This is a genomic window from Halomonas sp. H33-56 (assembly GCF_040147035.1).
In the GTDB taxonomy this organism is placed as follows: Bacteria; Pseudomonadota; Gammaproteobacteria; order Pseudomonadales; family Halomonadaceae; genus Halomonas; species Halomonas litopenaei.
In genome coordinates this window covers 1,936,530-1,956,099 of sequence record NZ_JAMSHP010000001.1, presented here as the reverse complement: position 1 = coordinate 1,956,099, position 19,570 = coordinate 1,936,530, and the positions used below count along the sequence as shown (strand labels likewise).

Genomic DNA, 19,570 nt, shown 5'->3' with positions numbered 1-19,570 from the left:
AGTCTAACAGCTGCTGAGGCTCCAACCAGCTTGGCAGTGGGGGGAGGACGGAGGTGAACGCTGACCATATCAGGGATCTGGTTGCGCCGATCGACTCCCCCTCGCGGCGGCTTGCGAGTCGCTTTCCTTGCCGCAAGCAGTGGAACAGTTCTTTTCGTAGATCTCCGTCGGGCTGCGCATAAATAGCGCTGTATATCGTTTCACGGCAGGCGTAAGCGTCTCGGAGGTCAGGGATATTCATATGCTTGAGCTTGCCGCTGATCTACTCGGGGGACGATCACCGACACAGCATGTACTGAATCAAGGCAAACCGAGGGCTTACAGGAAGCAGCTTGCGCCTAGGCCGCCAGACGGCTCGGCGCTGTTGCGCGTTTGGCGCAAGATATCTGCCATCAGCCGAACCATTGCGGCATATCTCTCGACTAATCGTCGTTGGGAAGCGCTCGGTAGAGCCGCCACCTGCCTGATGCTCAAGCCCTGCACGAAGTTAACCAAGGTACTTGTACGTTATTGCATGCAAAGTTTAGCATATGACATAACTAGAACATTCTCTCGACTAGGTCAGGTCTTGCATTCAGAATGCTTCGCTCAAGAGGTATTGAAGTCAAAATTTACTAGTCAGCACGACATTCGAAACGAATGGTTTAAGAGCATCAGCAAACATACATTGGCTTTTATAACTTCCGTGAACTAGTCCCACATTATCGACTTTCTGATCAGGCTGTGAAACAAATTCGATTAAGTTTTTTTGATCAGCATGTGCTGAAAACCCCGAAATATTCTTGACGTAGGCATTCACCGCCATGCGCTCTCCGTCGACAACGACTTCGCTTCCACGTTTCGCCCGCTGAATCTGCCTTCCTGGCGTACCCTCTGCTTGATACCCCACAAACAGAACAGTGTGCCGAGGGTCTGATAGCAATCGCTTAAGGTAGTTGACCACCCTGCCCCCCGTGGCCATGCCGCTGGCGGCGATGACGATGGCCCAGGTGTTGGTGGTGGCGAGGTGCTCGACCATGGCGAGGTGGTCGTCGTGGCTGTCTACGGTGACGAGGCCATCGAAGCTGAGGGGGTGGCGGCCCTGGTCGAGTCGCTCCTTGGCTTCGCTGTCCCACCAGGGCTTGAGGTCTCGGTATACTTCGGTGAAGCGGGCAGCCAGCGGGGAATCGACAATGATCAGGGGGCGCTCGCCTTTCTCTCCTTCCTGTCGCTCGTGCAAGAGGGTTTCGATTTCGTAGAGTAGTTCCTGGGTACGGCCGATGCTGAAGGCTGGAATGACCACGCTACCGCCCTCGCGCTGTGCACGATAAATCATTTCCTTGAGCTGTGCGCGCCGCGTCCTGCGACCTTCATGCCTTCTATCACCGTAGGTGCTCTCAAGCACCAGCACGTCTGCCCGCTCCAGTGGTGTGGGATCCGGCAACAGCGGAGTGTCGGGCGGCCCAAGGTCCCCCGAGAAGACGTAGCGATTATCCAGACTCGCGCGCTCGTCCTCAACATCAATTTCGACGTATGCTGAACCGAGTATATGCCCCGCGTTCTGTAGACGCACCTTGACCTTGTAACGCTCATCGTTCAGCAAGCTTTTCCAAGCCCCATAGGGACTTGGATCAAGATGCATTTGAACGGTATCAAGAAACCGCTCGATTAGCCTACTGTCACGGGTAAAGCCGATTTTAAGGGCATCCTCGATCACCAGCGGCAGCAACCGCGCACTCGGCGGGGTACAGACGATGGGGCCCTCGAACCCTGCTGCCATCAGGTAGGGCAAGCGACCTATATGGTCGATATGGACATGGGTCACCACCAAGGCGATGACGTCATCGATCGGAAATTCGATCTGGTGTCGCTCGAAGCTGGACTGGCCCTTGAGGTCCTCTCCCTGAAATAGCCCACAGTCGATCAGGATGGCGTGGTCAGGAGAAATCTGTAGACGGTGGCAGCTTCCGGTGACGCCATCGGCGCCACCGTGGTGGATAATGGACGGATATTCCAATGAAACCTGCTCCTTGTTGCCTGAATCAGGGTGACAAGCCCCGACGCCCGCTGCCGGGCGCTTGAGAACACGCGATTGGAGCTTGCCCGCCTAGTCTCAAGGACTATCGATATCAATCACCTTGGGCAGGACGAGGGTGGCGGCATTCTCTGCTACCGCGAATTGGCTCGGGGATGGCCAGCCCAGGAGCGAACCTTCTTCCGTCGTGGTTGGAGCGGTATAGGCAATACTGGAATCCAGACATGCAGACCACGCATACGCATTGGCCATGTCGGGCGAGGCTTCATCAAAGGTGCCATCAACCGCCAACGCCGTCCTGGCCGCCGCCAGCTCTTCCTTGCAGGCATTCACCGCGGCACGCTTCTGAAAGTTGGTGTACTGCGGTATGGCGATGGCCGATAGCAGCCCGATGATGGCCACCACCACCAACAGCTCTATCAGGGTAAAGCCGCCCTGCCCTGCCGGTATCACGGTTCCGCTCTGCTCTGAACAATTGGTACTGGTGCTGCTTTTACTGTCTTCCATGTCTGATGCTCCCTGTCGGCTTTTTTGCGCTTACCCGGTGGCGTTCTAACTGAACGGCGTTCGGCATGGCGAAAATGGCGCTGAGCCAGGCCATCAACCCCCATAACGCCGCCCTACCGGGTTCGGAGCATCTTACTTGGCGCTGCGAGCGCCCCTGAGGGCTATACGCCCAAACCTTGACGCCGATTCGGGTTCGGACAACAAAACCGCCTGTGCGGCCTCTATGGGCGCTCTGTCGCGGGGTAGACTGATGGCTAGATTCAGGATGTCGCCGACGGGAGTGAACGGGCCCATCGTGGGGCCCACTCCCAGGGAGGGTGCTGTGCCATTTGACCAGGGGTTCGGAAACGGCTCGCCGCAGGGGCCAAACAGTGGATTGGCCCAACGGCTGGTGTCACAGGGGTTACTGAGTCCTCCGGCGGCGCTTCGGGCCGAGCAGGAGGCCCAGGACAGCCACAGCACGCTGTTGCGCTACCTGGTGGAGCATGAGCTGGTCAGCGTCGGGCCGGCGACGCGGGCGGCGGCGGATGAGTATGACCTGCCGTTTGTCGACCTGCAGGAACATGAGCTGGACGAACTACCGGCGCTATCTCACTTTCCCGAAGCCCTGTTACGCGAGCATTCGGTGCTGCCGCTTAGCCTCGATGATCATCAACTGCACGTGGCGGTGCCCTACCCTTCTACTCTTGCCCGTCTGGGTGAGCTGCAGTTCGTCACCGGCAAGAGCTTGAAGCCGGCGCTGGCGCCGCTGGATCAGATCCGAATGCTGCTCGACGCCTACCTGGGGGCCGATCGCCCCGATGATGGCGCCATCGCCGTCGCTCTGGGCGCGCTTGGTGCCTCAGGCGCGAACAGTAGGGGCGCCGACGAGCGGACGGGGAAGTTGGATCCGTCACGGCAATCGGATCTGGCTTCTGGCCAGGGCGTGGCTTTCGACACTGAACAGGATGCAGATCTAGACGAGGAGCTCCATGCCGGGCTGGGTTCCGGGCTCAGCTCCAGCCTGAACGACCAGGCCGATGACGCCCCAGTGGTAAAGTTCGTCAATACTATCCTGCGTGACGCGGTAAGAAAGCGTGCCTCGGACATCCACTTCGAGCCCTTCGAGGAGTCTTTTCGGGTGCGCTTTCGCATCGATGGCCTACTCCACGAGGTGGCCCAGCCGCCGCTTAACCTTCGCGGTCGCATCGCCTCGCGCCTCAAGGTGATGGCGCGGATGGACATCTCGGAACGCCGCCTGCCCCAGGACGGCACCATCAAGGTCCAGCTCGACGATGGCGAGGACATCGACTTTAGGGTCAACTCGCTGCCTACCGTCTACGGCGAGAAGATCGTGCTTAGACTGCTGGGCTCCAGGTCGGCACGCCTGGGTATCGACGAGCAGCTCGGCTTTTCACCGGACCAGCGACGGCTGTTCGAGACCGCCCTGGCAAGTCCCCAGGGGATGATTCTGGTCACCGGTCCCACCGGCAGCGGCAAGACGGTGACGCTGTACACCGGCATCCATCAGCTCAACGCTGTCGAGCGCAATATCTGTACCGCCGAGGACCCGGTGGAGATCAAGCTGTCCGGGATCAATCAGGTCAATGTGGCGCCCCGCATTGGCCTGGATTTCGCCAATGCACTGCGCGCCTTTCTGCGCCAGGACCCAGACGTGGTGATGGTCGGCGAGGTGCGCGACCGGGAAACCGCCGAGATCGCGATCAAGGCCGCCCAGACCGGCCACCTGGTGCTGTCCACGCTGCACACCAATTCCGCCGCCGATACCCTGTCACGGCTTTCGAACATGGGCATCGAAGCCTTCAATATCGCCAGTGCGGTCAGCTTGATCGTGGCCCAACGCCTGGCGAGGCGCCTGTGCAGCCAGTGTCGATCCCCGGTCACCCTTCCTGCCGAGGTACTAGTGCAGCGGGGCCTGAACCAGGCCGAGGCCGAGACCGCCCAGCTGTACGAGGCCGTGGGCTGTCGTCACTGCACCCAGGGCTACAAGGGGCGGGTCGGGCTGTTCGAGGTGGTGCCGGTGGACCAACGCATGCGCCGGCTGATCCTGGAAGGGGGCAGCGCCGATGACTTCGACGCCCTGGCCCGCGCCCAGGGCTACCCGAATCTTCGTCGCAGCGGCCTTGATCGGGTGCTCGAAGGCGTGACCAGCCTGGCCGAGGTCTGCCGCATCACCGCCGCATGAGACCTCCGCCCTTCCCTCCACCATTTGAGTCCACCGACACGTGCCCTTTCGTCATCGCTCGCCTTCGACGGCTCCGCCAGCCTCTTCGTCCCTGTCGTCGTCCTCGCCGGCCTCTCCTCCTGGCCCCCCCGGGCAGGTGGGTGGCTACACACCTGATGCAACGCCGGGGGAGACGACCTCTTCTGCCTCCGGCGGATCGGGCTCCCACGCTGGCCACAGCCACCTTTCAGCCGGGTCAAACGGGTCAAACGGGTCAAACGGGTCAAGTGAGCCCCCGCGCAGTGGACGCCGTTCTACTCCCCCGCATCCGCGCCAGAGGTGCTGGCACTGGAAAGGCGAGGATCGCCAGGGCCAGCGGCGCAACGGGGTGCTACTGGCAACCGGCCGTCCCGAGGCCCAACGACAGCTGCATCAGCTTGGTGTGATCCCGCGCAAGCTGCGCCAGGGCGGCACGCTTGCGCGCTTCGAGCGCCAGATATCGCCCCGGGATCTCACCCTGTTCTCGCGCCAGCTGGCGACCCTGCTGACCGCCGGCGTGCCGTTGTTGCAGGCCTTTCACGTGCTGGGCGAAAGCCTTTCAAAGCCAGCCATGCGGCTAGTCGTTCAGGCACTGGGCATGGACGTCAGCGCCGGGGCCAGCATGGCCCAGGCACTGTCCCGCCACCCGCTCACCTTCGATGCGCTGTACGTCAATCTGGTCGCTGCCGGTGAGCAGTCGGGTACGCTGGACCGCATGCTCGAGCGTCTGGCCGGCCACCTGGAAAAGCGCGAGCGATTGAAGGCACGGGTTCGCAAGGCGCTATGGTATCCCTCCACGGTGGTGGCGGTAGGCATCGCGGTCAGCGCCATCCTGCTGATCAAGGTGGTGCCCCAGTTCGAGCAGATGTTCGAGGGCGTCGGGGCAAGCCTGCCCCCGCTGACTCGCCTGACCATCGAGCTTTCGGAGTTCGCCCAGCAATGGTGGCTGGTGCTGCTGGGAAGCGCAGGCGTGATGGCCGGTGCGGCGAGATGGTGGATCAAGCGCTCGGCCAGGGCGCGCTTCGCCGCTCACGGCCTGGCGCTCAGGCTACCGGTGGTAGGGACGATCCTGGAACAGGCCTCGGTGGCACGCTTCTGTCGCACCCTGGCCACCGCCTTCGCCGCAGGCGTGCCCTTGGTGGAGGCGCTGAAGACCGCCGCCGGCGCCTGCGGCAATGACGTCTACTGCCAGGCGGTGGCGGCAGTGCAGACCGAGGTCGCCAGTGGCCAGCGACTCCACCTGGCGATGCGGGCGACCAGGCGCTTCCCGCCACTGGCGCTGCAGATGGTGGTCATCGGCGAGGAAGCCGGTGCGCTGGACAGCATGTTGACGCGGGTAGCAGACCACTTCGAGCGCGAGGTGGACGATCGCGTCGACACCCTGACAAGCCTGCTGGAGCCGCTGATCATCGTGGTGCTGGGCGTGGTGGTGGGTGGCCTGGTGCTGGCGATGTATCTACCGATCTTCCAATTGGGCAACGTCATCTGACCAAGCCCCGGACTGATGAATCCAGGCATGTCGAATCCTGACCTGAGGAGCCCAGGCTCGACGAAGCCTGAGCCGACGAGGACTTCGCTCAGTGAGGCCTTTATTGACGCCTGCACTCGCTTGATCAGTAGACGTGATCAGTCGTGCAGCCACACCGGCGTGCCGGGCGTCGCTTCATCGAAAAGCCGCAACAGGTCGTCGTCACGCAGACGAATACAGCCATGGGAGTCGGCCACCCCCATGGGCTTGTCCGGCGGGGTGCCGTGAAAATAGATATAGCGGCGCTGGGAATCGACGTCGCCGCCACGATTGAAGCCCGACTCCAGTCCGCTGAGCCAGAGGATCCGGGTCAGGATCCAGTCGCGCTCTGGCTGGGCCTGGCCTAGCGCCTCGCTGAAAACCTCGCCGGTGGGCCGACGGCCACGAAAGACGCAGCCCACGGGCTGCCCGTCACCGATGGCGGCACGGATCTGGTGCCAGCCCAGCGGGGTCTGGCCGCTGCCCTCTTGCTGGCCGGTACCGGCAGCACCGGTGGACACCAGGCATTGCCAGGAAGGGGCTTCGCCCCGCCACAGCGTCAGCTGCTGACGGGCGGTGTCGACCTCCACCCACACACCGTCGGTGGGGGGAAGCACTGCCAGTTGCGGGGTTCGCATGACCCTGACTCCCTTCTCGGCTTATGCAGTTGGCTCGCGCGTCGCCGGTGGCATCGTCGGCGCCGGCTCCGGCAGTGGCGCCTTCAGCGCCGACACCACCACCGGCATCATGCGGCGCACCAGGTCGCGTACCGAGACGTGCTCGTCGTAGTCCTTCTCGGCGATGTCGCGCAGGGCATCGAGCCCAGACAGGGTAAAGATCACGGTGCCCAGCGCAAAGTGCAGACGCCAGAAGCGCTCGGAGTCCGGCAGCTCCGGCGTGGCCTTGCGCACCAGCGCCACGAAACGGGTGAACACGGTGCCGTACTGGTCCTGGATATAGCGACGCAGATGTCCCTGGGCCTGACTGTAGGCCAGCCCCAGCAGGCGCATGAACACCTTGAGGCTGTGCCGCTCGGCCGGTACCTCGAGCACGGTGCGGGCCATGGTCTCTAGCAGCACCTCCAGCGGAATCACGCGATCACCGTAACCACGCTCGAGTTCGTCGATAGCGGCATGAAAGCGATCGGAGAAGGGATCCAGGTAGCGGGAGAACACCGCCTGGATCAGGGCCTTCTTGGAGCCGAAGTGGTAGTTGACGGCGGCCAGGTTGACCTTGGCCTTGCCGGTAATGTTGCGCAGCGACGTTTCCGCGAAGCCGCGTTCGGCGAAAAGCACCTCTGCGGTGTCCAGGATGCGCGTCACGGTATCGGTCTGGGCCATTCGCGGGCTCCGTCCAGTCTTGTCAAGGGCAGTTGGAAACAATTGTTTGAATACTGGCTTGAGTGTAAGGGAGCCGCCCTTCTCGCACAATCAACCCTGGCTCCACCCTGTTTCAAACGAATGCATCAGGCGGCGGCCCACTACACCAGTGCCCTGGCACACTATTCCTGGCCTTTCGCGGTTTTACTGGATGTACATCCATACTGTACACTTCACCAAGGGCGAGCATTGACGCCCCCAGCACTGGCAAGCGCCGGCAGCAAGCCGCCGCCAAGCCACCCTGTTCCATCGCCGCCCGTGGGAGGCCGCATGACACGTCCCCTGACCCCTCGCCAGCAAAACGTCTATGACTTTATCGTCAAGACCATGAACGAGCTGGGGTACCCGCCCACCCGCGCGGAGATTTCACGCGCCCTGGGCTTTCGCTCCCCCAATGCTGCCGAAGAACACCTGCGGGCGCTCGAGCGCAAGGGCGCGATTCGCGTGATTCGCGGCACCTCTCGCGGCATCCGCCTGCCGGCCCAGGAGGCCGACTCCGGCGCCGCCAACGAGTCGCCCCAGGAAGCCAGCCCCTCGCAGGGCCTGCCGATCATCGGCGAGGTCGCCGCCGGCAGCCCGATCCTCGCCGCCGAGCACATCGACCGCTACTGCCCGCTGCCGCCGGACTACTTCACCCCGCGCGCAGACTATCTTCTACGCGTGCGCGGGCTGTCGATGAAAGACGTCGGCATCCTGGAGGGTGACCTGCTGGCGGTGCATCGCACCGAGCGCATCCGCAACGGCCAGATCGTGGTAGCACGCCTGGAAGATGAGGTGACGGTCAAGCGCTTCCAGCGTGACGGCCATCAGGTCACGCTGGAAGCCGAAAACCCCGACTTCGCGCCCATCACCCTGGACCTGCGTCGTGACAGCCTGGATATCGAGGGTGTCGGGGTTGGGGTCATTCGCGGCGGCAACGGCCAGGCCCTGGGCTAGTCGCCGTTTTCACCGACGTCGTGCCAGCGCCTGCCCGCCCATGCCAGCACCCGTACGCAAGATTCTGCATGCCGACTGCGACTGCTTCTACGCCGCGGTCGAGATGCGCGACAATCCCGCCCTGCGGGACATTCCGCTGGCGGTGGGTGGCGCGCGCGAGGGCCGCGGCGTCATCACCACCTGCAACTATCCGGCGCGCAAGTTCGGCATCCATTCGGCGATGCCGACCGCCCGCGCGCTGCGCCTGTGCCCGGAACTAACGCTGGTTCCGCCTGACTTCGACAAGTACCGCGAGGTGTCGAGGCAAATTCAGGCGATCTTCCATGAGCTGACACCACTGGTCGAACCGCTGTCGCTGGACGAGGCCTATCTGGACGTCAGCGATGTCGAGGGATTCAAGGGCAGCGCCACCTGGATGGCCCGCTGGCTGAAGGAGGAGTGTCTGGCGCGCACCGGCATCACGGTGTCGGTGGGGGCGGCACCGTCCAAGTTCCTGGCCAAGATCGCCAGCGACTGGGACAAGCCGGATGGGCTGACGGTGATACCACCCGACCAGGTAGAAAGCTTCGTACTGGCCCTGCCGGTGCGCAAGCTTCACGGCGTGGGGCCCGCCACCGGCGCCCGCCTGGACGCGCTGGGCATCACCACCTGTGAGGAGCTGCGCGAACAGCCCATCGACAAGCTGCTGGACGAGTTCGGCAAATTCGGGCGACGCCTCTATGAACTCGCCCGCGGCATCGACGAGCGCCCGGTCAAGGTGGAGCGCGAACGCAAGTCGATCAGCGTCGAAAGCACCTACGGCCGGGACCTGCCGGATCTGGCCGCGGCCCAGCAGGCGCTGGTCACCCTCTGCGAGAAGTTGAAGGCGCGCATCGACCGCAATGGTCGCCCGCCCCTGGCCGGCGTGTTCGTCAAGGTGCGCTTTGACGACTTCACCACCACCACCCTGGAGTCGAAGGGCCTGGAGCCGGATCTCGCCAGCTACCGCCAACTGCTCGACCAGGCCTGGCAACGCGCCCACCGCCCGGTGCGCCTGCTCGGCGTCGGCGTGCGCCTGGTGCCACAGGAAGCCAGGCAACAGCTGTCATTGCCGTTTTGACGTCTGAGAACCCAACGCCACAGGCATGCCAAGCAGGTAACGTCTCAGCACACGGTGTTCCTCGGGTGTCATCGAATCGGGCCACAGCCAGTGGGTGTGCCCCTGCCAACGCAGGGAGATCAGCCTGGCGCCGACGCTTTCGCAGGTCAGCTCGATCTCGCGCCAGTCAGCGTCATCCGAATAAAGCCTCACGGATTTGCCCGCAGATGACGCCAACGGACACCACTGCCAACGCCCAGGTACCGGGGCCTTGGGCTTGCCCCACCAGCGCATAAGCGCCTGACTCAGGGCGCGCAGAAGGCGTCGCTGCCGACGCTGCCATACGGAAAGGCCCACCTCTTCGGTTTGCTCGTCATCCACGGCGCCCAGCGTTGCCCCAGCTGTCGCTGCTGGCTCACTCTCGACCAGGCACCTTAGCTGACCCTGAAGCGGATGGCGGTGGGCGTGAATCAGTCTGCTGCAGAGAGCTGCGGTGAGTAGCGCCCCCACCGGCGAGGGAGTGGCGCCGGCGACGACCAGCGCGATGGTCGCCACCAGCGCCCCCTGGAAGAGATGCTGCTGCTCAGAGGCCCCGATTGTGACCGTGACCGCTGGTCTCGGCATAGTCCACGATCATCTGCACGATACGGCGACGGCTGGGCTCTTCCGGCCACTCGCGACGCATCAACCACATGAACAGGTCCTGGTCCTCTTCGGTGATCAGCTGGCGATAGGCGGCCTGATCGGCCTCGTCGAGTTCATCGTAGCAATGCTCGAGAAACGGCAGCAGCAAGAGGTCCAGCTCCCACATGCCACGGCGGGAGTGCCAGTGCAGTCGCTTGCGCTCGGCCTCGAGGCGGGAGGCCACGGAAGACGGTTGATCCAAGGGGAACCTCGTCAGGGATGGAATGTGTGGCCTCAGTATACCGCAGCACGATCCGCCAGGCAGCCGCCGGCGTATCCCGAAGGTGACCCGGCGCAAGATCATTGCCACGAATGTAGTGCGTTGTTTTCTCAAGACTTGAAAAGTATGCTATCTAAAAACAAGAGGCTGTGACGGATACGGCCTTCGCCACTGGCTTGGCCAGCGCTCAACACCCAGGTGGGACTCACGGAGACAACCGATGACAAAGTCCGAACTGATAGAGCAGATCTCCATGCGGCAGCCGGAGCTGTCGATCAAGGACGTCGAGGCCGCGGTGCGCCTCATTCTGGATGACATCACCGATACCCTCGCCGATGGTGGGCGGGTCGAGATACGGGGTTTTGGCAGTTTCTCTCTGCACTATCGGGAGCCCCGGGTCGGCCGCAACCCCAAGACAGGTGAAGCGGTGGAGCTGGAAGGCAAGTTCGTGCCACACTTCAAGCCCGGAAAGGAGTTGCGCGAACAAGTCGACGCCAGCCGTGCGCTGGGCTACTGAGTTTGCTGACAACCGCTCTCTCCGTTCTCTTTGTCTCACTATGGGAAGTCACACATGCGTTGGCTAAAAGGCCTGATCATGGCCATCATTCTGCTGGCGGTACTGGTCATCGGTATCCTGTTCGCGACCAACAACCAACAGGCCCTGCCGCTGAACCTCATCTGGTTCGAATTGCCCGAGGCCTCCCTGTCGGTGTGGCTGCTGGCCTCCCTGGCTGTCGGTGTGCTGCTTGGCATGCTGGCGATGAGCGGCGTCTACATTCGGCTGCGCGCCCTGCTGACTCGCGCCCAACGCCATAACCAGCAGCAGCGCAAGGAACTCGATCGTCTTCGCGTGCAGGAGATGAAGGAACTTCCCTGAATGCCCGATCTTCTGCTGCTGGGCCTGCTGGTCGTCGCCCTCGCCATTGGCTGGGCGCTCGGCCGGCGGGAGAGTCGACAGCAAGAACGCCCCGCCCCAAGTCTTCACCGCGACTACTTTGTCGGTCTGAACTACCTGCTCAACGATCAGCAGGACCGGGCCATCGAGACCTTCATCTCTGCGCTGGAGGTCAACAGCGATACCATCGAGACTCACGTCACCCTGGGGAACCTGTTTCGCTCTCGCGGTGAGGCCGACCGCGCCGTCAAGATTCACCAGAACCTGCTCGCCCGTCCTTTCCTGGACGGTCACCAGGGAGCCTGGGTTCAGCTCGAGCTGTCCCGGGACTTTCTGCAGCTGGGTCTGCACGATCGCGCCGAACGGCTGCTGAAGGGGCTGGTCAAGGAAGAAACCCACGCCGAAGTACGCCACCATGCCAAGCGGCTGCTGGTGGACCTGTTCGAGCGCGAGGGTGAATGGCAGCAGGCGATCGACGAGGCCGTTCCCCAGTTGACCCGACGCCATGATGACCTGCGTCGGGCCGCTGCCCACTGGCACTGCGAACTGGCCGCAGAGGCGCGAGCATCCAATAGCCACGGCATCGCCAGAAAGCACCTGAAGCAGGCGCTTTCCATCGACGAACGCTGCATCCGCGCCAACATGATCCAGGCCGAGTTGTGCCACGACACCGGCCAGTACCGGCAGGCGCTCAAGCATCTGGATCGCATTCCCCAGCAGGACGCCGACTTTATCCCGACGCTGCTTGAGCCGCTGGAACGCACCTATCAGCTTCTTGACGACGCAGAGGGACTGATCGCGCACCTGCACCGGCTGCTGGAGCTGAATCCCTGCACCAGCGTAATGCTGCTGTTGGCGCAGACGCTGCGCCAGGTGCGAGGGAGTGATGAGGAGGCGATAGCGCTGATCACCGAACAGCTCAGGAAGGAGCCGAGCCTTGGTGGGGTGGACTACCTGATGGGGCTGTACCAGCGTAGCGAGGCAAGCGAAGGCGATCCCCGTTTCGACCTGCTGCGCCAGCACACCCAGCCGCTGATCAAAGCGCTCCCCCGCCACCGCTGCCGGCGCTGCGGCTTCTCAGGTGAACACCTGCACTGGCAGTGCCCCAGATGCAGGAATTGGGGCACCACCAAACCCATCACCGGTATAGAGGGAGAGTAGCGGTCACTTGGCCTCTAGCTCCTTCTCGATCGCCTCGAGTGCGGCCATAGGGTCTTCTGCCTGAGTGACAGGTCTTCCTACCACCAGGTGCGTGCTACCGGCGTCCATGGCCTCGCGCGGGGTCATGATTCGGCGCTGATCGCCGGCCTGGGCAAAGCTCGGGCGAATACCCGGGGTGACCTTGAGGAAGTCTTCGCCACAGGCTGCCTTGAGACGCGCCGACTCCTGCGCCGAGCACACCACACCATCCATCCCGCTGGCCTTGGCCAGTCGCGCCAGGTGCTCCACCTGCTCGTCCAGGGCTACCGAAACATTAGTAGCTGCAAGTTCCTCGGCGGTCATGCTGGTCAGCACCGTCACCGCGATCAGGCGGGTCGCAAGGCCCTCTCTATCGAGCCGTTCGCGCGCCGCTTCCATCATGCGGGCGCCGCCGCTGGCATGAACATTGACCATCCACACGCCTTGCTCTGCCGCCGCCTGAACGGCAGCCGCCACGGTATTGGGAATATCGTGAAACTTGAGGTCGAGAAAGACCTCGAAACCCCGGCCATGCAGCGCTTCGAGCACATTGGGGCCGCTGCGGGTGAACAGCTCCTTGCCAACCTTGAGACGACAGCGCTCGGGGTCCAGTCGGTCCGCCATGCACAGCGCGGCGTCCATGGAGGGATAATCGAGTGCGATGATCAAGGGCGATGAGGTAGTCACGGAGGCCTCCGGCACAGTGGAATCGAAGGGCGCACCTGCGGCCTGCATGACGTGAGCCAAGCCGGCCCGGTCGCGAGACACAGGACCCGGAGCGCCAAAACGCCGCAGTATATCAGCCCAAGCGACTTCCGCGCGGCCCTATGGCCTCATCTGAATATCTAATTCCACTGATATTTTTATAAGTAATTTCTTATAACTGGATTCGTCGCTCGGCGCCTAAGGTGAAAGTCGAGACCCAACGGCATCACGTCGAACGGACTCGAAGGGGCAAGCCCCCTACGTCATGAAGACGACTTTCAACACCAAGGAGATGTCCGATGCAGACCCACAACGCACAACAGGCTGTTCGCCATCCATCGATGAACGACAACTCGAGCACCCTTTCCGCAAGCAAGCGGTCCAGGTTATGGACTATCGCACTACTGGCACTGACCTGGATGTTGCTGGCACAGCCAGTCATGGCCGAAGAGCAGCTGAGTATCGAGCCGATCAACATCAACGAGGCCAGCGTCGAGTTGCTGGCGGAACTCCCCGGCATCGGCCCAGGCAAGGCTCAGGCCATCGTCGAAGACCGCCAGGCCAATGGCCCCTTCACCACCATCGAGGACCTGACTCGAGTAAAGGGCATCGGTGACGCCACCGTCGCTCGGCTCAAGGATGAAATCAGCCTGCGCTAGACACCGGCTGCACCCAAGCCCTCCGCCGCGCAGTGCTGCGGAGGGCTTGTGGGGGTGAGGAATAATCAACACTTCAGGCAACGGGATTTCTGTTAGCAACCAACAAGCCATGATAGACCATCAGCTGGAGCGCTCGATTTGCTCTCGCAGTTCGCTGACCAGTTCTATCGAAATCTCGGCCACTTGCGCGATCGTCTGATCATCCAGCGAAGTCTGCTGAATCATATTGCGGGCTACCTCTAGCTTGCCTTCTTCGCGCCCTTCCTGACGCCCTTCCTGACGCCCTTCCTGACGCCCTTCCTGACGACCTTCCTCGCGCCCTTCCTCGCGCCCTTCCTCGCGACCTTCCTCGCGACCTTCCTCGCGACCTTCCTCGCGACCTTCCTCGCGACCTTCCCGACGGCCCTCCGCCAGCCCCTGCTGCTTCCACTGCTCAGGCCACCGCTTAGCTCTTTCTGCCAGCATATTGTGCACCTCGCTCAATTCATTCAGGGCCTGCCATCCGCCCTGTTCCTCATTTGACACCCAGTTTGGCAATAGTACTCGCTTGATCCAGATGACGAAGTGTCGACGCAAATCTGCCTGCTCTGGTGTCTGCAACCATTTCACCAGCAACCCGATCAGCTCAACCGCATCTGCGGGACTCCGGTGATGCTCCAGCTGGAAGATGGCCGACACCACATTACGCGCTTCGCTGGAGAACTGCTGGTCGGCAACGAGGGCACCTTCATCCAATAGCAGAAAGGACAGATCCGGTCGGTATTGCGCCAGGCTGCCAGGCCCTGCCTGAATGAGATCCCGAACGTTGACAGGCGCGCTCCAGCGACGCTCTCCATTATAGAGCACGATAGGCAACACCGGCGGTAGCTTGCCCGACCGAGTCAGCTGTTTCTGCTTGACCAGATCTTGGTAGAGCAACCCGACGTACGTCATGGTGCGAAGCGCCATGAAACGATCCACCGTGCTCTGAAATTCCAGCAACAGGTACACGTAGCACCACTCATCACCGAAGCGCGCGCGCCAGATGACATCGTTTTCGCGATCACGCAGGTCATCAGTGACGAAGCTGCCACTGACCCGCTCCAGCGAGTCGAGGTCCAGCTTCTCGATCCAGTCTTCACCGATAAAGCCGGTCAGCAGGTCTCGGATCACCCTCGGCTCGCTGAATAGCAGCTTGTAGCTTCGATCATGCTGGTTTTTCATGGCGTGCCCGGCCAGGCGGCCGGCCTCTTCCCTTGGCTAGACCTAGAGCCGCAGCCCCCCGTCCACCTCCATGACACGGGCGGTGAAGTAGTCGTTGTCAAAGATGAAGGCAACGCTCTCGGCGATGTCGGCAGGGGCGCCAAGGCGGCGCAGGGGCACGCCTGCGGTCAGTTTTTCGAGCATGTCGTCACGCATGGAGGCGGTCATCTCGGTCTCGATGAAGCCAGGTGCCACCGCGCCCACGCGAATACCATGACGGGCCAGCTCCTTGCCCCAGGTGACGGTCAGAGCGGCAACGCCGGCCTTGGCCGCGGCATAGTTGCTCTGGCCCATGTTGCCAGCGCGCGAGATGCTCGAGATATTGACGATGACACCCCGACGATCATCCTCGATCATGGCCGTGGCGGCGGCACGCCCGCACAGGAATACACCGGTCAGATTGACATCGATGACCGCCTGCCACTCGTCCAGTCCCAGCGTCTTTTCGACCTTGCCGTCGCGCGCCTTGACCAGCAGGCCGTCACGCAGGATACCGGCGTTGTTGACCAGACCGTCGAGCGGCCCCATGTGCTCGCGAATGTCCGCAAAGGCTTCAGTGACAGAGGCCTCGTCTGCCACGTTAGCCACGAAGGCTCTGGCGGTGATGCCGGCATCGAACAGACCATTGACGGCCTGGTCCAGCTGGTCGTTGTCGGTATCGATGAGCGCGACCCGCGCTCCACGGCGTCCCAGATGGTGCGCCATGGCCAGGCCGAGTCCACGGGCTCCGCCGGTGATGGCGATCAGGGCATCGTTGAGTTGCATACGGTTTCCCCTTGCAAGACGCGTCATACACGCGCGTTTTCAGATGGTTTTTTGGTAAGGCGCCAAGGCGTGACAGGCCGCACCTGCCGCCAGGCAAAGCGGCCGCGTGATACACCAAAGCACCACATATGAGCCCACTAACCATTGGTGCACCGCATCATGACAACCTTTCAAAACCCCCGCCACTCTTCCTTGGTCTAGCGCAAGCCTGCGCAACCCCCTGCGACCGAAACGGGCAAAAAAAGAAGATCTTTGCCACGCCGAGCGGCTGAAACCGTAAGCACGACTGCGCGAGTGGCCGCGCCAGAGTCGGCAAGGCGCTGCCAGCAAATGAAAGCCGCCGCCAGCAAAACAAAGGCGCAGTCAGCAAAAGCCACAGCAACGCTTGAACTCCGAGGAGGCCACCCCCATCTTGAACGGAGATCACAACGCGGAGCTGACATGCCCTTTCTTCTTATCTTCACCATCTTCGCCCTGCTCGACTTCGCTGTACTCTTTTCGGTGGGTAGCGAAATCGGTCTGCTTTCCACCCTGGCGCTGGTGCTGGCCACCGGCTTCATCGGTCTGCACCTGATCCGTCGCGAAGGTGTGGCCACCTTCGCACGCGCCCAGGAGCGGATGTCACGCGGCGAGATCCCCTCCTCGGAGCTGATGACCGGTGCCGCGCTGATCTTCGGTGGCGCCCTGCTGATGGCGCCGGGTTTTCTGTCTGACGCACTCGGCTTCATGTGCCTGATTCCCAACGCTCGCCGCCTGCTGGGCAAGGCGCTGGCCAAGGTCGGGGTGCGCATGAAGGGCTTCCAGATGGGCGGCACCCATTTCGGCGGTACCGAGGAAGGGGGCTTTGCGGGCCCGAAGGCCAATGCCGATGGATGGGACGAGGCTTCCGGCCGCCGCCGGGATGACACCAGCTGGCGCGAAAGTTCGGCCGGCGATGAAGAACCGCTGGAGGGCGAATTTATCAGCAAGGATGAGCGACGCCGCTAGGGCTTGTCTGAAAAGTGTCTGCGCTCGGTAATACGGCGTTAAAAATCGGATCAAAATGCTCATTTACACCACGTAAACTGCGCTTTCTCACCGATTTTTGCCTTGTCTAACCTTCGCTCGTCGACTTTTCGGACTGAGCCTGAGGCTTGCGCGGTGGACCCACCCTTGCCGCATCATCGTCTTGTCCCTCGCATCGGCACCCTTCGGGGTGCCGATGCCGTTTCATGGGCCCCGTCAGCCTTGGATGCAAGAAGACAAAAAAATTTTCATCCAAGCCCTTGAAAGCCCCCACTCCAGCCCCACTTACCAGAGCAGCACCAAGCTTCGGTGAGGGAGTACGCTCCCCCGCCATTGACAGGAGGGCCGACAAGGGCCTGCCACTTCATCGGCAGCCCGGCAATGACCTCCAGCTCTCGCCGAGTCGCAGGGCGTCACGACGAGAGTGAACAATGAACCGCCGGGGTGGATGCCCCGGCCTTGCAAAACCATCAGGAGAACGTGAGCAATGAACATCCGTCCCTTGCACGATCGCGTCGTCATCCGTCGCGTTGAGGAAGAGCAGAAGACCGCAGGCGGCATCGTGCTTCCGGGCAACGCCCAGGAAAAACCGACTCGTGGCGAAGTTCTCGCCGTCGGTAACGGCCGGATTCTCGAGAGCGGCGACGTGCGTCCTCTGGACGTCAAGGTCGGCGACACCGTGATCTTCAAGGATGGCTTCGGCGTCGAAAAGCAGAAGATCGACGGCGAGGAAGTCCTGATCATGAGCGAGTCCGACATCCTGGCGGTCGTCGAGGGCTAAGCCCTGCCCCGCAGACTCACTCGTTTCAACGTTCACTTTTGACGCTTAGATTCTAAGGAAGTACAGAAAATGGCAGCGAAACAAGTCAAGTTCTCTGATGATGCCCGCAAGCGCATGGCGCGTGGTGTCGATGTCCTGGCCAATGCCGTCAAGGCTACCCTGGGCCCGAAAGGTCGCAACGTGGTGCTGGAGAAGTCCTTCGGCGCGCCGACCGTGACCAAGGACGGCGTCAGCGTCGCCAAGGAAATCGAACTGAAGGACCGGTTCGAAAACATGGGCGCGCAGATGGTCAAGGAAGTGGCTTCCAAGACCTCCGACGTCGCCGGTGACGGTACCACCACCGCTACCGTGCTGGCCCAGGCCATCGTCGCCGAAGGCCTGAAGGGCGTGACCGCCGGCATGAACCCGATGGACCTCAAGCGCGGCATCGACCAGGCCGTCATCGCTGCGGTCAAGGAAATCCAGGCTCTGTCCGTGCCCTGCACCGACTCCAAGGCCATCGCCCAGGTCGGCACCATCTCCGCCAACGGCGACTCGCGTATCGGCGAGATCATCGCCGAGGCGATGGAGAAGGTCGGCAAGGAAGGCGTCATCACTGTCGATGAAGGCCGTGGCTTCGAAGACGAGCTGGACGTGGTCGAGGGCATGCAGTTCGACCGCGGCTACCTGAGCCCGTACTTCGTCACCAACCAGGACACCATGGCGGTGGAACTGGAAGATCCGTTCATCCTGCTGGTGGACAAGAAGATCTCCAACATCCGCGAACTGCTGCCGACCCTGGAAGCCGTCGCCAAGGCTGGCAAGCCGCTGGTGATCATCGCCGAAGACATCGAAGGCGAAGCGCTGGCTACCCTGGTGGTCAACACCATGCGTGGCATCGTCAAGGTCGCCGCCGCCAAGGCGCCTGGCTTCGGTGATCGCCGCAAGGCCATGCTGCAGGACATCGCGATCCTGACCAACGGCACCGTGATCTCCGAGGAAGTGGGTCTGAACCTCGAGCAGGCCACCCTGGACCACCTGGGCACCGCCAAGCGCGTGACCATGTCCAAGGAAAACACCACCATCATCGATGGTGCCGGCAACGATGGTGACATCGAAGCACGCGTCAACCAGATCCGCGCCCAGATCGAAGAGACTTCCTCCGACTACGATCGCGAGAAGCTCCAGGAGCGTGTCGCCAAGCTGGCCGGCGGTGTTGCCGTCATCCGCGTCGGTGCCGCTACCGAAGTCGAGATGAAGGAGAAGAAGGCCCGCGTCGAGGACGCCCTGCACTCTACCCGCGCCGCGGTCGAAGAAGGTGTCGTGCCTGGCGGTGGTACTGCCCTGATCCGCATCCTGACCAAGATCGCTGGTCTCAAGGGTGACAACGAAGACCAGACCCACGGTATCGCCATCGCCCTGCGCGCCATGGAAGCACCGCTGCGTCAGATCGTCACCAACGCCGGCCAGGAAGCCTCCGTCATCGTCAACCGCATCAAGGACGGTGAAGGCAACTTCGGCTACAACGCCCAGACCGGCGAGTACGGCGACCTGTTCGAGATGGGTGTGCTGGACCCGGCCAAGGTGACTCGCAGCGCGCTGCAGTCCGCTGGCTCCGTTGCTGGCCTGCTGATCACCACCGAAGCCATGATCGCCGACGATCCGGACGAGAAGGACGCTGCTCCGGACATGGGCGGCATGGGTGGAATGGGCGGCATGGGCGGCATGATGTAACGCCTGCCCCGGGCAGCTCCGGCTGCCCGACCCGCGCACCCCAAGCGCACAAAGCCCTGCCTTATGGCAGGGCTTTTTTGTTCTTCACCATTCATCGA

The 19,570-nt window shown here is 62.4% G+C and carries 20 protein-coding genes and 1 pseudogene; 11 read left to right on the top strand and 10 right to left on the bottom strand.

All coding sequences use genetic code 11. The annotated features are described in order from the left end of the window. Positions 1–41 precede the first annotated feature (41 nt). From NFH98_RS08480 to NFH98_RS08470, 3 genes and pseudogenes are all read right to left on the bottom strand, one after another. A pseudogene (locus NFH98_RS08480) lies at positions 42–495 on the bottom strand (transposase); the annotation flags it as partial. A gap of 109 nt (positions 496–604) precedes the next feature. Continuing rightward, on the bottom strand, positions 605–1,996 hold the full coding sequence (locus tag NFH98_RS08475; protein WP_349622516.1) for an MBL fold metallo-hydrolase: 1,392 nt from the start codon (positions 1,994–1,996) through the stop codon (positions 605–607). A 96-nt stretch (positions 1,997–2,092) separates the two neighbouring features. Then, positions 2,093–2,521, bottom strand: a complete 429-nt coding sequence (locus tag NFH98_RS08470; protein WP_349622515.1) for a pilin — start codon at positions 2,519–2,521, stop codon at positions 2,093–2,095. Positions 2,522–2,843: 322 nt separating this feature from the next. Here NFH98_RS08470 and pilB point away from each other — a divergent pair, with 322 nt between their 5' ends. Both pilB and NFH98_RS08460 read left to right on the top strand, forming a co-directional pair. Beyond that, positions 2,844–4,706: a type IV-A pilus assembly ATPase PilB gene (pilB, locus tag NFH98_RS08465; protein WP_349622514.1), complete on the top strand. Its 1,863-nt coding sequence runs from the start codon at positions 2,844–2,846 to the stop codon at positions 4,704–4,706. Between the two features lie 367 nt (positions 4,707–5,073). Further along, on the top strand, positions 5,074–6,213 hold the full coding sequence (locus NFH98_RS08460) for a type II secretion system F family protein (RefSeq protein WP_349622513.1): 1,140 nt from the start codon (positions 5,074–5,076) through the stop codon (positions 6,211–6,213). 137 nt (positions 6,214–6,350) lie between these two features. On the opposite strand, the gene NFH98_RS08455 is transcribed toward NFH98_RS08460, so the two are convergent. Together NFH98_RS08455 and NFH98_RS08450 are read right to left on the bottom strand one after the other, a co-directional pair. Then, on the bottom strand, positions 6,351–6,869 hold the full coding sequence (locus tag NFH98_RS08455; RefSeq protein WP_349622512.1) for a L,D-transpeptidase family protein: 519 nt from the start codon (positions 6,867–6,869) through the stop codon (positions 6,351–6,353). 21 nt (positions 6,870–6,890) lie between these two features. Continuing rightward, positions 6,891–7,571 carry a TetR/AcrR family transcriptional regulator gene (locus NFH98_RS08450; RefSeq protein ID WP_045994566.1) on the bottom strand — a complete coding sequence of 227 codons (681 nt, stop codon included), beginning with the start codon at positions 7,569–7,571 and terminating at the stop codon, positions 6,891–6,893. A gap of 309 nt (positions 7,572–7,880) precedes the next feature. Here NFH98_RS08450 and lexA point away from each other — a divergent pair, with 309 nt between their 5' ends. Continuing rightward, a complete protein-coding gene (lexA, locus tag NFH98_RS08445; RefSeq protein WP_108132779.1) occupies positions 7,881–8,546 on the top strand; it encodes a transcriptional repressor LexA in 666 nt (221 codons plus the stop codon). 40 nt (positions 8,547–8,586) lie between these two features. Continuing rightward, on the top strand, positions 8,587–9,645 hold the full coding sequence (dinB, locus tag NFH98_RS08440; protein WP_108132778.1) for a DNA polymerase IV: 1,059 nt from the start codon (positions 8,587–8,589) through the stop codon (positions 9,643–9,645). Here dinB and NFH98_RS08435 read toward each other — a convergent pair. Next, positions 9,631–10,179: a hypothetical protein gene (locus NFH98_RS08435; protein ID WP_349622511.1), complete on the bottom strand. Its 549-nt coding sequence runs from the start codon at positions 10,177–10,179 to the stop codon at positions 9,631–9,633. The two genes, dinB and NFH98_RS08435, sit on opposite strands and share 15 nt — an antisense overlap. Positions 10,180–10,207: 28 nt before the next feature. Continuing rightward, positions 10,208–10,510 carry an FAD assembly factor SdhE gene (locus NFH98_RS08430; protein WP_045994570.1) on the bottom strand — a complete coding sequence of 101 codons (303 nt, stop codon included), beginning with the start codon at positions 10,508–10,510 and terminating at the stop codon, positions 10,208–10,210. Between the two features lie 238 nt (positions 10,511–10,748). Between NFH98_RS08430 and NFH98_RS08425 the strand changes: the two genes are divergently transcribed. Genes NFH98_RS08425 through lapB form a run of 3 tightly spaced genes read left to right on the top strand, consistent with a single transcriptional unit; the run spans position 10,749 to position 12,584 of the window. Continuing rightward, the gene (locus NFH98_RS08425) at positions 10,749–11,045 is read left to right on the top strand and encodes an integration host factor subunit beta (RefSeq protein ID WP_045994571.1); all 297 of its coding nucleotides are present in this window, start codon (positions 10,749–10,751) and stop codon (positions 11,043–11,045) included. 54 nt (positions 11,046–11,099) lie between these two features. Continuing rightward, positions 11,100–11,405, top strand: coding sequence for a LapA family protein (locus NFH98_RS08420; protein ID WP_045994572.1), 306 nt, complete (start codon positions 11,100–11,102; stop codon positions 11,403–11,405). Continuing rightward, positions 11,406–12,584 (top strand): lipopolysaccharide assembly protein LapB, encoded by a 1,179-nt coding sequence (lapB, locus tag NFH98_RS08415; protein WP_348827962.1) that lies wholly within the window; start codon positions 11,406–11,408, stop codon positions 12,582–12,584. Between the two features lie 3 nt (positions 12,585–12,587). On the opposite strand, the gene pyrF is transcribed toward lapB, so the two are convergent. Next, positions 12,588–13,289 (bottom strand): orotidine-5'-phosphate decarboxylase, encoded by a 702-nt coding sequence (gene pyrF, locus NFH98_RS08410; RefSeq protein WP_349622510.1) that lies wholly within the window; start codon positions 13,287–13,289, stop codon positions 12,588–12,590. Positions 13,290–13,606: 317 nt separating this feature from the next. Here pyrF and NFH98_RS08405 point away from each other — a divergent pair, with 317 nt between their 5' ends. Further along, positions 13,607–13,966, top strand: a complete 360-nt coding sequence (locus tag NFH98_RS08405; RefSeq protein ID WP_308812428.1) for a ComEA family DNA-binding protein — start codon at positions 13,607–13,609, stop codon at positions 13,964–13,966. Positions 13,967–14,086: 120 nt separating this feature from the next. Here NFH98_RS08405 and NFH98_RS08400 read toward each other — a convergent pair whose 3' ends face one another. Next, positions 14,087–15,169: an Rpn family recombination-promoting nuclease/putative transposase gene (locus NFH98_RS08400; RefSeq protein ID WP_349622509.1), complete on the bottom strand. Its 1,083-nt coding sequence runs from the start codon at positions 15,167–15,169 to the stop codon at positions 14,087–14,089. A 42-nt stretch (positions 15,170–15,211) separates the two neighbouring features. Beyond that, positions 15,212–15,973, bottom strand: a complete 762-nt coding sequence (locus NFH98_RS08395; RefSeq protein WP_045994575.1) for an SDR family NAD(P)-dependent oxidoreductase — start codon at positions 15,971–15,973, stop codon at positions 15,212–15,214. A 441-nt stretch (positions 15,974–16,414) separates the two neighbouring features. Between NFH98_RS08395 and NFH98_RS08390 the strand changes: the two genes are divergently transcribed. From NFH98_RS08390 to groL, 3 genes are all read left to right on the top strand, one after another. After that, on the top strand, positions 16,415–16,960 hold the full coding sequence (locus NFH98_RS08390; RefSeq protein ID WP_108132773.1) for an FxsA family protein: 546 nt from the start codon (positions 16,415–16,417) through the stop codon (positions 16,958–16,960). Positions 16,961–17,465: 505 nt separating this feature from the next. Further along, a complete protein-coding gene (locus tag NFH98_RS08385) occupies positions 17,466–17,759 on the top strand; it encodes a co-chaperone GroES (protein ID WP_045994577.1) in 294 nt (97 codons plus the stop codon). A gap of 69 nt (positions 17,760–17,828) precedes the next feature. After that, on the top strand, positions 17,829–19,472 hold the full coding sequence (groL, locus tag NFH98_RS08380; protein WP_045994578.1) for a chaperonin GroEL: 1,644 nt from the start codon (positions 17,829–17,831) through the stop codon (positions 19,470–19,472). Positions 19,473–19,570: the final 98 nt, after the last annotated feature.

What these genes read in the sequence shown, in the direction of transcription:
- NFH98_RS08425 (WP_045994571.1), top strand. Translation starts at nt 10,749, where the DNA reads ATGACAAAGTCCGAACTGATAGAGCAGATCTCCATGCGGCAGCCGGAG.
- NFH98_RS08400 (WP_349622509.1), bottom strand. Translation starts at nt 15,169, where the DNA reads ATGAAAAACCAGCATGATCGAAGCTACAAGCTGCTATTCAGCGAGCCG.
- lexA (WP_108132779.1), top strand. Translation starts at nt 7,881, where the DNA reads ATGACACGTCCCCTGACCCCTCGCCAGCAAAACGTCTATGACTTTATC.
- NFH98_RS08405 (WP_308812428.1), top strand. Translation starts at nt 13,607, where the DNA reads ATGCAGACCCACAACGCACAACAGGCTGTTCGCCATCCATCGATGAAC.
- NFH98_RS08385 (WP_045994577.1), top strand. Translation starts at nt 17,466, where the DNA reads ATGAACATCCGTCCCTTGCACGATCGCGTCGTCATCCGTCGCGTTGAG.
- NFH98_RS08450 (WP_045994566.1), bottom strand. Translation starts at nt 7,571, where the DNA reads ATGGCCCAGACCGATACCGTGACGCGCATCCTGGACACCGCAGAGGTG.
- groL (WP_045994578.1), top strand. Translation starts at nt 17,829, where the DNA reads ATGGCAGCGAAACAAGTCAAGTTCTCTGATGATGCCCGCAAGCGCATG.
- NFH98_RS08470 (WP_349622515.1), bottom strand. Translation starts at nt 2,521, where the DNA reads ATGGAAGACAGTAAAAGCAGCACCAGTACCAATTGTTCAGAGCAGAGC.
- NFH98_RS08420 (WP_045994572.1), top strand. Translation starts at nt 11,100, where the DNA reads ATGCGTTGGCTAAAAGGCCTGATCATGGCCATCATTCTGCTGGCGGTA.
- NFH98_RS08455 (WP_349622512.1), bottom strand. Translation starts at nt 6,869, where the DNA reads ATGCGAACCCCGCAACTGGCAGTGCTTCCCCCCACCGACGGTGTGTGG.
- dinB (WP_108132778.1), top strand. Translation starts at nt 8,587, where the DNA reads ATGCCAGCACCCGTACGCAAGATTCTGCATGCCGACTGCGACTGCTTC.
- NFH98_RS08390 (WP_108132773.1), top strand. Translation starts at nt 16,415, where the DNA reads ATGCCCTTTCTTCTTATCTTCACCATCTTCGCCCTGCTCGACTTCGCT.
- lapB (WP_348827962.1), top strand. Translation starts at nt 11,406, where the DNA reads ATGCCCGATCTTCTGCTGCTGGGCCTGCTGGTCGTCGCCCTCGCCATT.
- NFH98_RS08395 (WP_045994575.1), bottom strand. Translation starts at nt 15,973, where the DNA reads ATGCAACTCAACGATGCCCTGATCGCCATCACCGGCGGAGCCCGTGGA.